Origin of the sequence: Acidovorax sacchari (assembly GCF_042847045.1) — a bacterium.
GTDB classification, from domain to species: domain Bacteria; phylum Pseudomonadota; class Gammaproteobacteria; order Burkholderiales; family Burkholderiaceae_C; genus Paracidovorax; species Paracidovorax sacchari.
In genome coordinates this window covers 4036104-4048663 of the sequence record NZ_AP035783.1, presented here as the reverse complement: position 1 = coordinate 4048663, position 12560 = coordinate 4036104, and the positions used below count along the sequence as shown (strand labels likewise).

14 protein-coding genes are annotated in these 12560 nt (G+C 69.8%); 11 read left to right on the top strand and 3 right to left on the bottom strand.

The window, feature by feature from the left end; genetic code table 11:
- Positions 1-175 precede the first annotated feature (175 nt).
- The 3 genes from lldR to ACGHC0_RS17910 all read left to right on the top strand — a co-directional run bounded on the left by lldR (position 176) and on the right by ACGHC0_RS17910 (position 2671).
- On the top strand, positions 176-955 hold the full coding sequence (lldR, locus tag ACGHC0_RS17920) for a transcriptional regulator LldR (RefSeq protein ID WP_368352262.1): 780 nt from the start codon (positions 176-178) through the stop codon (positions 953-955).
- Between the two features lie 10 nt (positions 956-965).
- Entirely contained in the window at positions 966-2102 is a 1137-nt protein-coding gene (gene lldD, locus ACGHC0_RS17915; protein ID WP_415266350.1) for an FMN-dependent L-lactate dehydrogenase LldD, read from the top strand.
- Between the two features lie 83 nt (positions 2103-2185).
- The gene (locus ACGHC0_RS17910; RefSeq protein WP_368352260.1) at positions 2186-2671 is read left to right on the top strand and encodes a DUF4189 domain-containing protein; all 486 of its coding nucleotides are present in this window, start codon (positions 2186-2188) and stop codon (positions 2669-2671) included.
- A gap of 7 nt (positions 2672-2678) precedes the next feature.
- Here ACGHC0_RS17910 and ACGHC0_RS17905 read toward each other — a convergent pair whose 3' ends face one another.
- Both ACGHC0_RS17905 and ACGHC0_RS17900 read right to left on the bottom strand, forming a co-directional pair.
- A complete protein-coding gene (locus tag ACGHC0_RS17905) occupies positions 2679-3374 on the bottom strand; it encodes a DUF3334 family protein (RefSeq protein ID WP_415266349.1) in 696 nt (231 codons plus the stop codon).
- A 136-nt stretch (positions 3375-3510) separates the two neighbouring features.
- Complete coding sequence (locus ACGHC0_RS17900; RefSeq protein ID WP_368352258.1) at positions 3511-4191, bottom strand: GntR family transcriptional regulator; 681 nt, start codon at positions 4189-4191, stop codon at positions 3511-3513.
- A gap of 292 nt (positions 4192-4483) precedes the next feature.
- Here ACGHC0_RS17900 and ACGHC0_RS17895 point away from each other — a divergent pair, with 292 nt between their 5' ends.
- The 7 genes from ACGHC0_RS17895 (at position 4484) to ACGHC0_RS17865 (ending at position 11508) form a co-directional block, all read left to right on the top strand.
- Positions 4484-5731: an MFS transporter gene (locus ACGHC0_RS17895; RefSeq protein WP_368352257.1), complete on the top strand. Its 1248-nt coding sequence runs from the start codon at positions 4484-4486 to the stop codon at positions 5729-5731.
- Between the two features lie 59 nt (positions 5732-5790).
- Positions 5791-6546 carry a LamB/YcsF family protein gene (locus tag ACGHC0_RS17890; RefSeq protein ID WP_415266348.1) on the top strand — a complete coding sequence of 252 codons (756 nt, stop codon included), beginning with the start codon at positions 5791-5793 and terminating at the stop codon, positions 6544-6546.
- Between the two features lie 28 nt (positions 6547-6574).
- Positions 6575-7384 carry a putative hydro-lyase gene (locus ACGHC0_RS17885; protein WP_415266347.1) on the top strand — a complete coding sequence of 270 codons (810 nt, stop codon included), beginning with the start codon at positions 6575-6577 and terminating at the stop codon, positions 7382-7384.
- Positions 7385-7396: 12 nt separating this feature from the next.
- Positions 7397-9016 (top strand): 5-oxoprolinase subunit PxpB, encoded by a 1620-nt coding sequence (pxpB, locus tag ACGHC0_RS17880; RefSeq protein ID WP_415266346.1) that lies wholly within the window; start codon positions 7397-7399, stop codon positions 9014-9016.
- Positions 9017-9021: 5 nt separating this feature from the next.
- Positions 9022-9147: a hypothetical protein gene (locus ACGHC0_RS17875; protein WP_368352253.1), complete on the top strand. Its 126-nt coding sequence runs from the start codon at positions 9022-9024 to the stop codon at positions 9145-9147.
- A gap of 4 nt (positions 9148-9151) precedes the next feature.
- Positions 9152-10900: an acetyl/propionyl/methylcrotonyl-CoA carboxylase subunit alpha gene (locus ACGHC0_RS17870; RefSeq protein WP_415266345.1), complete on the top strand. Its 1749-nt coding sequence runs from the start codon at positions 9152-9154 to the stop codon at positions 10898-10900.
- A gap of 143 nt (positions 10901-11043) precedes the next feature.
- Positions 11044-11508: a DUF2846 domain-containing protein gene (locus ACGHC0_RS17865; RefSeq protein ID WP_368352251.1), complete on the top strand. Its 465-nt coding sequence runs from the start codon at positions 11044-11046 to the stop codon at positions 11506-11508.
- 50 nt (positions 11509-11558) lie between these two features.
- Here the strand turns inward: ACGHC0_RS17865 and ACGHC0_RS17860 are convergent, their stop codons facing one another.
- Positions 11559-12065 (bottom strand): hypothetical protein, encoded by a 507-nt coding sequence (locus ACGHC0_RS17860; RefSeq protein WP_368355662.1) that lies wholly within the window; start codon positions 12063-12065, stop codon positions 11559-11561.
- A 153-nt stretch (positions 12066-12218) separates the two neighbouring features.
- Between ACGHC0_RS17860 and ACGHC0_RS17855 the strand changes: the two genes are divergently transcribed.
- Positions 12219-12542: a hypothetical protein gene (locus tag ACGHC0_RS17855; protein ID WP_415266344.1), complete on the top strand. Its 324-nt coding sequence runs from the start codon at positions 12219-12221 to the stop codon at positions 12540-12542.
- Positions 12543-12560: the final 18 nt, after the last annotated feature.

Below are 12560 nucleotides of genomic sequence, written 5' to 3'. Positions count from 1 at the left end.
GCTGCGCACGGCGGGCAGGGGGACGCCGCCGGTGGCCGGGCAAAGCCCGTTCCACGGCGTCCGCTGGCCTGGCCTGCTCCGCGGCCATCGGACCGGAAAGGCTGTGCGGGGTTCATGCAACGCGCGTGGTGCCTGGCGCCGCGGGATCATCCCTGAACTCTCTAGGAACCACACAATGCGCCTGGCCGATCACGTCGTCGAGAAACTGCTTGCCCTGGTGCAGTCCCGCGGGCTGCAGGCCGGGCAGCGGCTGCCTGCCGAGCGGCAGCTGGCGGAGGAGCTGGGCGTGTCGCGCACTTCCGTGCGCGAGGCGATCCAGAAGCTCGTGAGCCAGGGCGTGCTGGCCAGCCGGCGCGGCGACGGCACGTATGTGCAGGCGGGCGGATCGGCGGAGTGGCTGCAGCCCGCGGTGGCGCCGCTCACGCGGCTGATGGAGTCCGATCCGCACTACCGCTACGACGTGCTCGAAACCCGCCATGCGCTGGAAAGCAGCACCGCCTGGCTGGCCGCCCAGCGCGCCACCGCCGAGGACAAGGACCGCATCCGGCGCTGCTTCGACGTGATGATGCAGCACCAGCAGAGCGGCAACGCCGAACTGGCGTCGCGCGCCGATGCGCAGTTCCACCTGGCGATCGCCGAAGCCTCGCACAACCTGGTGCTGGTGCAGGTGATGCACAGCCTGTTCACCATGGTGCTGTCCACCGTCGAGCGCAACCGCCACGACATGTTCCGCCTGAGCGAGCCCGTCACCATGCAGGCGCTCACCGCGCAGCACCAGGACCTCATGCAGGCCATTCTCGACAGCGACCCGCAGCGGGCCCGCCAGTGCATCGGCGAGCACCTGGAGCATGTGCGCGCCACCATCCAGCGCCTGGACGAGGACCGCGCCCGCCGCGAGCGTTCCACGCGCATGCCCGTGGACGCGGGCCCCGCGCCGCTGCTGCCCCCCCATTGACCCGACAACCATGATCATCTCTTCCACCGCCGACTACCGCGAAGCCGCGCGCAAGCGCCTGCCTCCCTTCCTTTTCCACTACATCGACGGCGGCGCCTATGCCGAGCAGACCCTGCGCCGCAACGTCGAGGACCTGGCCGCGATCGCGCTGCGCCAGCGGGTGCTCAAGGACATGAGCCGACTCGACACCAGCATCGAGCTGTTCGGCGAAAAACTTTCCATCCCCGTGGCGCTGGCACCCGTGGGCCTGACGGGCATGTACGCGCGGCGCGGCGAAGTGCAGGCCGCGCGTGCGGCCGACCGGCACGGCGTGCCGTTCACCATGTCCAGCGTCTCGGTCTGCCCGATCGAGGAGGTGGCGCCGAAGCTCGGCCGGCCGATGTGGTTCCAGCTCTACGTGCTCAAGGACCGCGGCTTCATGAAGAACGCGCTGGAGCGCGCCCAGGCGGCGGGCTGCACGGCGCTGGTGTTCACCGTGGACATGCCCGTGCCCGGCGCGCGCTACCGCGACGCGCATTCCGGCATGAGCGGCCCCAACGCCGCGCTGCGCCGCTACTGGCAGGCCGCCACGCACCCGCGCTGGGCCTGGGACGTGGGCGCGCTGGGCCGCCCGCACGACCTGGGCAACATCTCCACCTACCTCGGCAAGCCCACGGGGCTGGCCGACTACATGGGCTACCTGGGCTCCAATTTCGATCCTTCCATCTCGTGGAAGGACCTGGAGTGGATCCGCGCGTTCTGGAAGGGGCCCATGCTCATCAAGGGCATCCTGGACCCGGAGGACGCGAAGGACGCCGTGCGCTTCGGCGCGGACGGCATCATCGTCTCCAACCATGGGGGGCGGCAGCTCGACGGCGTGCTCTCCTCGGCGCACGCGCTGCCGCCCATCGCCGATGCGGTGAAGGGCCAGATCAAGATCCTGGCCGACTCGGGCATCCGCAACGGGCTGGACGTGGTGCGCGCCATCGCGCTCGGCGCCGACGCCGCGATGATCGGCCGTGCCTTCATCTACGCACTGGCCGCGGCGGGCGAGGCCGGCGTGAAGCATGTGCTGGAGCTGCTCGAAAAGGAAATGCGCGTGGCGATGACGCTCACCAGCGTCGCGAAGGTCTCCGACATCACGGGCGAGCTGCTGGTGAAGGCCTGAGCGCCTGAGCGCACCCCACGCGCGTCGGGGTGTGTGGCTCCCTCCACGTCCCTGGTATATAAATTCCATTCAGGAGGTACGTGATGAGGTCGGCTGTTTTTCTCGCGGTGTGGCTTGCTGCTTCGATGGGTTCGACCGGCGCGGCGGCCCAGACCCGGTGCCCCTCGGGTGTCCAGGCCGGTGGAGCGCAGTGCCTGCCCGACGACGAGGCGGCCGCGCCGCCACGACCCACCGGGGAGTGGGTGAAAACCTGGGGGGCCATGGTGAGTTCCAACGCGGGCCGAGGAGCCTGGACCTCTTCGGGCAAGACCACCGAGGAAGCCGCGCGCCAGGATGCGCTGGGCAAGTGCCGTGCCACCGGCGTGCGCGACTGCGTGGTGGACATGGCTTATTTCAACCAGTGCGCGGCTGTCGCCGGGGCGAACGGCGGCAAGGCCGGCAGCATCGATACCGGCAAGGACGAAAGCGTGGCCAGCCAGCGGGCCCTGGAATCCTGCGAGAAGAAAGCGGGATCGAAGTGCTCGGTGCTGTTCGTCGAGTGCACCAGGCCGATCTTCATCAAGTATTAGTCGGGTCTCACATGCCCAGCGACTTGAGCAGGTCGTCGGTGTCGCTGTCGGTGCCTGCGGCCGGCGGCGCGGAGGCGGGGGCGTCGCCCTTGCCGGCCTGGGCCAGCAGCGCGTCCGGGTCCGGCGCTTCCTGCGGCTCGAAGTCGTAGAGCTTGATGAACTCGGTGCGGTCGATGGCCAGCTCGAGGTAGAAGATGTGGTTCTTGGCCGTGTAGAAGGTCACGCGGCGCGCCTCGGGCTGGTCGAGGTTGGCGTCCACGCTCAGCATCACCTGCTTGTTCAGCGCCAGCATCTTGGGCTGGTTCTGCGTGATGTGCGTCTGCAGTTCGCGGCGCACCTTGCCGGTGAAGTCGCCCACCACCTGGTTCATCAATTCGCCCATCACGTTGGCCACCTCGTCGGAGGTGTAGGAGCTCGCGAGGTCGTCCTGCGACATGCCCATGCTCAGGAGGTAGGTCTGGTAGATCTCCATCGCCGCCTCCTTGGTGAGGTTGATGATGACCAGGCCGGAGAAGCCGCCGTCGAACAGCACGAAGCAGCCGATGTCGGGGCGCAGGCAGGTCTTGCTGATGCGCTGCACCATGCCGGAGTAGTGCAGCTGCGTCTGCGTGGCCACGCTCAGCACCCGCGTGACGGAATTGCACAGGCTGATCAGCAGGTCTTCGGTGCCGTAGGTGGGGGCGATCTTGTCGGGCGTGCTCATGGAGATGCGTGCTGCGGTCGTGGCGGGCGTAAGGAGGGCTGGGGCAGGGCGGAGGCCCGGCCGCATGCAGTGTAGCGCGGCATGGGCCCATGCGGACCCCCGGGCCGTCCCGCGTTGCGGGCGGCCTGCATGCGCATCAGCGGGCGCCGCGTTCCAGTCCGGGTTCGGAGATCCGGCGCGCGTACACAGCCAGCACGATGCGCTCCGAATGCACCAGGTAGTCGTGCAGCACGGTGGAGGATTCCTGCAGCCTGCCGGCCTCGAAGAGCTCGACGATCTTCACGTTCATCTCCACGTAGGGCGCGTGCAGGAATTCCGCATCGTTGAGCAGCCCGAAGGCCAGCCGCAGCTCGGCCAGCAGGTGCGAGAACATCACGTTCAGGCGCTCGCTGTCGGCCAGTTCCACCACGGCCATGTGGAATTCCATGTTGGCCGTGCCCACGCCCTGCCAGTCGCCCGCGTCGCGGCAGCGCACGGCGGCATCCACCGCTTCGCGCAGGTGCTTCTTGGCAGGGTGGCGCGGATAGGCCTGGGCCAGCGCCTGGCATTCGATGAGCCGGCGTACGCGGTAGATGTCGATGATGGACGCGATGCTCGGCACCGCCACCGACACGCCGCGGTTGGGCTCGTGCCGCAGCAGGCCCTCCTTGGTGAGCAGCCGGAACACCTCGCGCAGGGTGTTGCGTGAAATCTCCAGGCTCTCGGCCAGCGCGGCTTCGGACAGGCGCTGGCCCGGGGCGAGTTCGCCGGCCACGATGCGGCGGCGGATCTGGTCGCTGACGCGGTCCGTCAGGTTCTGTGCGGGAGATTCACTCATCGGCTGCGGCTGGGAGGGAAAGGGCGCGCGGCCGCGGCAGGAAGCGCGGCTGCTCGGGCCGCCAGTGTATCGGGGGCGGGCCGCCCGCCCCGCACTGCGCGCCGCCTGCCGCACCGCGCCGGTGCCGAGCGCGCACCAGCCGCATGCGGGTAATCCCCATCAACGATCAAAATCAAATTGTTCAACAATTCTTGGAGATGATTCATCAATGGATGGGTCTTTGATGAGACGTTGGCGCGGTAATTGCTCTGTGCCATGGGTCTTCTTCCCTTCGCAGAAACGGAAACACACCATGTGGCTCAAGGAAACCAGCAAGGAAGAGCGCAAGACGCTCTTCGCCGCCTTCGTCGGCTATGGCGTCGATGCGTTCGACTACATGATCTATACGTTCATGATCCCGACCTTCATCCTGGTCTGGGGCATGACCAAGGCCGAGGCGGGCTACATCGCCACCGGCGCGCTGATCAGCTCGGCCATCGGCGGCTGGCTGGCGGGCATCCTCGCGGATCGGTACGGCCGCGTGCGCATCCTGCAGCTGACGGTGCTGTGGTTCAGCTTCTTCACCTTCCTGAGCGGCTTCACGCAATCGGCCGAGCAGCTCTTCATCACCCGCATGCTGCAGGGCCTGGGTTTCGGCGGCGAATGGTCGGTGGGCTCGGTTCTGATCGCCGAGATGATCCGCGCCCGCCACCGCGGCAAGGCCGTGGGCCTGGTGCAGAGCAGCTGGGCGGTGGGCTGGGGCCTGTCGGCCGTCGCCTTCTGGGCCGTGTATGCCCTGCTGGACCAGCAATACGCCTGGCGCGTGCTGTTCTGGCTGGGCGCGCTGCCGGCCCTGTTCATCCTCTACATCCGCCGCAACATCAGCGAGCCTGCCGTCTATCGTGAAACCAAGGCGCAGCTGGCCCGCACGGGGCAGAGCGCCAGCTTCTGGCTGATCTTCAGCCCCGGCGTGCTGCGCACCACCGTGTTCGCCAGCCTGCTGGCCACCGGCATGCAGGGCGCCTACTACGCGGTCACCACCTGGCTGCCCACCTACCTGAAGATGGAGCGCAACCTGTCGGTGCTGGGCACCAGCGGCTACCTGATGGTGCTGATCTTCGGCTCGTTCGCCGGCTACCTCACCAGCGCATGGCTCTCCGACCGCCTGGGCCGCCGCCGCTGCTTCATCCTGTTCGCGGTGTGCGCCGGTGCGCTGGTCACCTTCTACACGCAACTGCCGATCACCGACGCGGCCATGATGGTGCTGGGCTTCCCGCTGGGCTTCTTCCTCTCGGGCATCTTCTCGGGCATGGGCGCCTACCTGTCGGAACTGTTCCCCAGCCACATCCGGGGCTCCGGCCAGGGCTTTTGCTACAACTTCGGCCGCGCCGTGGGCTCGGTGTTTCCGGCGATGATCGGCCACATGAGCGCCAGCATGCCGCTGGGCGTGTCCATCGGCTACATGGCCGCCGGCGCCTACCTGATCGTCGTCATCGCCTGCCTGGCGCTGCCGGAAACGCAGGGGCGCGAACTGTCCGCCAGCACCGACGCGGCGGCCTGAGCGGCGCTGCCTGCCGCACCCTTCGGGTCTCCCATTCCTCGACCTCTTTTTTCTCTCGTATGCATATCGACCTGAACAGCGACCTGGGCGAAAGCCTGGGTGCCTGGCGCATGGGCGACGATGACGCCATGCTCGGCATCGTCACCAGCGCCAACGTGGCCTGCGGCTTCCATGCCGGCGATGCGGCGGGCATCCTGGCCACGCTGCGCGGCGCGAAGGAGCGCGGCGTGGCGGTGGGCGCCCACGTGGCCTATCGCGATCTGGCCGGCTTCGGCCGCCGCAACATGGACGTGGCGAGCGCCGATCTCGTCGCCGACGTCATCTACCAGATCGGCGCGCTGCAGGGCCTGGCCACGGTCGCCGGCACGCGCGTGACCTATGTGAAGCCGCACGGTGCGCTCTACAACACCATCGCGCACGATGAGCGGCAGGCGCGCGACGTGATCGCCGCCATCCGCGCCATTGACGCATCGCTGGCGCTGGTGGTGCTGGCGGGCTCCCCGCTGGAGCGCTGGGCGGCGGACGCCGGCCTGCGCGTGGTGGCCGAGGCCTTCGCCGACCGCGCCTACACGCCCCAGGGCACGCTGGTGTCGCGGCGCGAGCCCGGCGCCGTGCTGCACGACGCCGATGCCGTGGCCCGCCGTATGCTGCAGCTGGTGCGCGAAGGCACGGTGCAGGCCATCGACGGCAGCACCACCCGCGTGCGCGCGGATTCCATCTGCGTGCACGGCGACAGCCCCGGCGCCGTGTCCATGGCCCGCGCCGTGCGCGAGGCGCTGGAACGCGAGGGCATCGCCCTGCGCGCCTTTGCATGACGGGCACGACCGGAGAAAGGAGCCGCCGATGAATTCCCCCCTCGAAGCCGCCCGCGCCGCCGCCATCCAGGCCGCCCGCGAGGCCCGCGCCCGCTACCGCACCGGCCTGGTGGAACCCACCGCCGGCCGCGCCCCGGGCATGACCCAGGCCAACATGATCGCCCTGCCGCGCGAGTGGGCCTGGGACTTCCTGCTCTACGCGCAGCGCAACCCCAAGCCCTGCCCGGTGCTGGACGTGATCGAGGCCGGCAGCCACGCCACCGTGCTGGCCGACGGCGCCGACCTGCGCACCGACATTCCCCTCTACCGCGTCTGGCGCGATGGCCGGCTGGCCGAGGAGGTGGCCGACGCCACGGCGCTCTGGGCGGAGCACCCCGACCTCGTCACCTTCCTGATCGGCTGCAGCTTCACTTTCGAGACGCCGCTGCAGGAAGCCGGCATCGAGGTGCGCCACATCGCGCAGGGCTGCAACGTGCCCATGTACCGCACGCAGCGCATGTGCCGGCCCGCCGGCCGCCTGCACGGCGAGCTGGTGGTGTCGATGCGGCCGGTCCCGGCCGACCGGGTGGCCGATGCGGTCTCGATCTCCGGCCGCTTCCCGTCGGTGCACGGCGCGCCCGTGCATGTGGGCGACCCGGCGGCGCTGGGCATCGCCGACCTGGCGCGGCCCGACTTCGGCGATCCGGTGGAGATCCGCCCCGGCGAGGTGCCCGTGTTCTGGGCCTGCGGCGTCACGCCCCAGGCGGCCGTGATGGCCTCCGGCGTGCCCTTCGCCGTCACCCATGCGCCGGGCCACATGTTCATCACCGACGTGCCCGACAGCACCTACCACGTCTGACGGAGTTCCCGATTGCGCTTTCTTCCCGTCAACCTGGATGCCCTGCTGGTCGAGCTGGACGACCTGCAGCAGACCCTGGCGCTGCATGCCTCGCTGCAGCGCGACCCCATCGCCGGCATCGAAGAACTGGTGCCGGCCGCGCGCACCGTGCTGGTCCGCTACCGGCCCGCGGCGCAGAGCTTCGCCGCGCTGGTCGAGGCGATCGCCCGGCGCGACGTGCGCGGCGCGGCGCAGCGCAGCGACACCCTGGTGGAGATTCCCGTGCGCTACGACGGCGAGGACCTGGCCGAGGTGGCACAGAGGCTGGGCATCACCCCCGACGAGGTGGTGCGACGCCACACCGGCAGCGAATACACCGTGGCCTTCACGGGCTTCGCGCCGGGCTTCGGCTACCTGGCCGGCGGTGATCCGTCCCTGGACGTGCCGCGGCGCACCACGCCGCGCACCCGCATCCCGGCCGGTGCCGTGGGCCTGGCCGGCACCTTCAGCGGTGTGTATCCGCAGGCCAGCCCGGGCGGCTGGCAGATCATCGGCACGACGCCCGTGGCGATGTGGGACATCGACCGCGATCCGCCCGCGCTCCTGCAGCCCGGCGCGCGCGTACGCTTCGTGGACATCGCCACGCTGCCGGCAGCGGCGCGGGAAGCCCTTGAGGCGGTGAAGCCTGCGGTGCCCTCCGCACCCGGATCCGCATCCGCCGCGCCGGGCGCCGCAGCGCAAGGGCCCGCGCTGCGCGTGCTGTCCGCGGGCCTGCAGACCCTGTTCCAGGACCTGGGCCGCCATGGCCATGCGGGGCAGGGCGTCTCGGCCTCCGGCGCCATGGACCGGGCCGCCTGCCGCGCCGCCAACCGGCTGGTGGGCAATCCCTCCGATACCGCCTGCCTGGAGACCGTGCAGGGCGGCCTGCGCCTGCGCAGCCAGGGCGAGACCGTCGTGGCCGTGGCCGGCGCGGATGCGCCCCTGTGGTGCACGGCCGTGGACGGACGGCGCTGGCCGTTGCCGCGATACGCACCCGTGGCGCTGGCGGACGGCGATGAACTCTCCATCGGCGAGCCGCATGCCGGCGCGCGCTGCTATGTGGCGGTGCGCGGTGGATTCGGCGTGGTGCCGGTGCTGGGCAGTTGCGCCACCGACACCCTGGCCCGCGTGGGCCCCCCGGCCGTGGCCGCGGGCGACGTGCTGCCCGTGCGAGCGCCGCAGGGGCTTGCGGCAGTCGGAGCGGCCGAGCTGTCCCCCGGCGGACTGCCCCAGGCCGGCCATGAGGTGATCCTCGATTGCGTGCCCGGGCCGCGCACCGACTGGTTCACGCCCGAGGCCCTGGCGCTGCTGGCCTCCCAGCGCTGGCAGGTCACGCCGCAATCCAACCGCGTGGGCCTGCGCCTGGCAGGCGTCACGCCCCTGGCGCGCGCCGTGCAGGGCGAGCTGCCCAGCGAGGGCACCGTGGCCGGCGCCATCCAGGTGCCGCCCAGCGGCCAGCCCGTGCTGTTCCTGGCCGACCATCCGCTGACCGGCGGCTACCCCGTCATCGGCGCCGTCGCGCCGCACCACCTGGACCTGGCGGGCCAGATCCCCGTGAACGCCTGGGTGCGCTTCCGTCCCATCCGCGCTTTCGAACCCGTCATCCGTTCCTGAATGCCATGAAAAAAGTCCTGATCGCCAACCGCGGCGAAAACGTCTGCGCAGCGGGCGTTTCTGCACATCGCCGGGCCTGCGCAGCAGGCGGCGATCTCGCCGCTCCCGCGCTTGCTTCCCGCGAAAGTTGATGAAATGAAAAAAGTCCTGATCGCCAACCGCGGCGAGATCGCCGTCCGCATTGCCCGCGCGTGCGCCGACTACAGCCTCCATTCCGTCGCCGTCTATGCCGATGCCGACATCGACGCCCTGCACGTGCGCATGGCCGACGAGGCCTGGGGCCTGGGCGGCGACCGCCCGGCCGACACCTACCTGCACATCGACAAGCTGCTGGATGCGGCCCACAGGAGCGGTGCCGATGCCGTGCACCCGGGCTACGGTTTCCTGTCGGAGAACGCGGGCTTCGCCCGGGCCGTGATCGGCGCGGGCCTGACCTGGATCGGCCCGCCGCCCGAGGCCATCGAGCGCCTGGGCGACAAGGTCGAGGCGCGCACACTCGCGCTGCAGGTGGGCGCGCCGCTCGTGCAGGGCACGGCCGGCCCGGTGAAGGACGTCTCCGAGGTGCTGGCCTTCGCCGAGCAGCATGGCCTGCCGATCATCATCAAGGCGGCCTTCGGCGGCGGCGGCCGCGGCATGAAGATCGCGTGGCGCATGGACGAAGTGGAAGACCTCTACGCTTCCGCCGTGCGCGAGGCCACGGCCGCCTTCGGCCGCGGCGAATGCTTCGTGGAGCAGTTCCTCGACCGGCCGCGCCATATCGAGGCCCAGGTGCTGGCCGATACGCACGGCAACGTGGTGGTGCTGGGCACGCGCGACTGCTCCCTGCAGCGCCGCAACCAGAAGCTCGTGGAGGAAGCGCCCGCGCCCTTCCTCACGCCGGAGCAGCGCGAGCGCATCCACACCGCCGCGCGCGACATCTGCGCTGCCGCCGGCTACACCAGTGCCGGCACCGTGGAGTTCCTGCTCTCGGGCACGGGGGCGATCTCGTTCCTGGAGGTGAACACGCGCCTGCAGGTGGAGCATCCCGTCACCGAGCAGACCACGGGTGTCGATCTCGTGGTGGAGCAGTTCCGCATCGCCGAAGGCCTGCCGCTGCGCATCACGCAGACGCCCGAACCGCTGGGCCATTCGATCGAGTTCCGCATCAACGCGGAAGACGTGGGCCGCGGCTTCCTGCCCACGCCCGGCGGCGTGACCCAGTTCGAGCCGCCCTCGGGCCCGGGCGTGCGTCTGGACACCGGCGTGCAGGCCGGCTCCATCGTGCCGGGCACCTTCGATTCGCTCATGGCGAAACTCATCGTGTCGGGTGCCACGCGCGAGCAGGCGATCGCCCGGGCGCGCCGCGCGTTGCGCGAGTTCCGCATCGGCGGCGTGGCCTCGGTCCTGCCCTTCCACCGCGCGGTGATGGAGCACCCGGATTTCACGAACGGCGAGGCCCTGCGCGTGCACACCCGCTGGATCGAGACCGACTTCGCCGAGCCCCTGGCCGCCGCGGCACGCGCCGAGCCGCTGGCCGATACCGCACTCGTGCGCACCGCCATCGAGATCGACGGCCGCCGCGTGGCCCTGGGCCTGCCGGCGCTGCTGCTGCAGGGCCTGCAGGCCGGGACGGGCGCGCAGCCTGCCGGCGCCCTGGTGCAGGCCGCCGATGCCGGGGGGGCCGCGGAGGAGGGCGCCGTGCCCGCGCCCGTGGCCGGCACCGTGCAGGCCTGGAAGGTGGCCGAGGGCGACACCGTGGCCGAGGGCGACGTGGTGGCCGTGATGGAGGCGATGAAGATGGAGATGCAGGTCATCGCGCCGCGCGCGGGGCGCATCACCGGGCTGGTTCCGACGGGCGCCTACCAGGCCGCGGGAGCGTGCCTGGCGATCGTCGCCCTGGATTGAGGTGCGTCGAGGCAAGGGTGGTTACGTATTGAAACAGTAATGCATAATCGCCCCGCCCGCGAACTCGACAGTTGCGGGCCGGGAGGCGGGCGGCTCACGCTGCGCGGGCTCCTGAAACTCAACGCCCTGACATTGATGCCGATATGAAGATCCGCCTTCCTCTCACCCTGCTCGCGCTGTCCACCCTGCTGCTCACCGGATGCGCTTCGGTCAACATGGCTTCCAAGGAGGAGTCCGACAAGGCCAAGCAATTCGATGCGCCGGCGGCGGGCAATGCCGGCCTGTATGTCTACCGTGACAGCTTCATCGGCAAGGCCTTGAAGAAAGACATTCTGGTCGATGGCAAATGCCTGGGTGAAAGCGCCCCCGACGTGTTCTTCTACACGCAGGTGGAAGGCGGCAAGAAGCACACCCTGCAGACGGAGTCCGAGTTCTCCGACAGCACCCTGGAGATGTTCATGGACGCCGGTCAGAACTATTACGTCCGCCAGTACATCCGCATGGGCGCCTTCACGGCGGGCGCAGGATTGACCCAGGTCACGGAAGAGCGCGGCAAGACCGACATCACCAAGCTCGGCCTGGCCCAGCCCGGGAAATGCGACAGGTAATACGCGTTTGATCCGGGCCTGACGGCGCCGGCGAGTCGTTCCGTCAGCCGTCACTGGCCCGATGGCCGGGCTGCCCGTTGCGCGGGCTTCGCATGGTTGTCCCAGTTGACGGGCCGCGGATCGGCGATGGTGTTCACCTCCTGGCTGAACCGCCCGTACTGCGGGGCGATGTTCGGGTCGTCCTCCCAGGTCGCCTGCTGGGTGAACTTGCCGGTCTTGCGGTTGAACTTCAGGGCATGCATGGCCGTCTTGCCGCCCCAGTCGGTCGAGGGCAGCGAGATGAAGTTCACCGCGTACTCGTCGTCGGTCATCTTGCCGTGGACCACGTACACCCCGTAGTGCTCTTCGCCCGGGGAGATGATCTTGTACACGCCGTTGTCGTAGTAGTACAGCATGGCGTCCTCGAACGGCTTCTTCTCGTACAGCTTCTCGTAAAAGAGTTTCTGCGTGAAGGTGGGCTTGCCGAAGTTCACGGCGACCGAGGGCGCCAGTGCGCCGCCGCCGTCCTGGGCCGAGACGATGGTGGCCATGGAGCAGGCCACCAGGGACACAAGCATTTTCTTCAAGGGACTACCTCGCTTTCCGATGGATGGGGCCCGGCGGGCCGCCAACCGATGCTAGCCACGGTCGAGCCGGCTGCGCGGCCTGGCGCATGCAGGAAATTGAATCAGTGCATCAATTTCATTGGCGATGCTGCGACAGTGGTGCCCATGAAAAGACTCGCGCACGGCCTGCTCGCCGCCTCCCTGTCCCTCGCCCTGGCGGGTTGCTACACGCCCGACCGCTCCCGGCTGGGCGAAAGCGTGGCGGCCGCGGTGCCGGCAGGCACGTCCCTGGGGGCGGCTCTGGCCAGCCTGTCGGGCATGGGCTTTTCCTGCAGCGTGGTGGAGGCCGGGCAGGGCGTGGACTGCAGCCGGGAGCGGCAGGGCGCCGTGCTCTACACGTGCATCGAGCGCGTCAGGATGTCCGTCGATCCCGGCACCCGCACGGTCGCCGCGCCCGAAGTGCCGCCGATCGCGTGCGCCGGCCTGTAGGGCGGCCGGTGGCGCCGG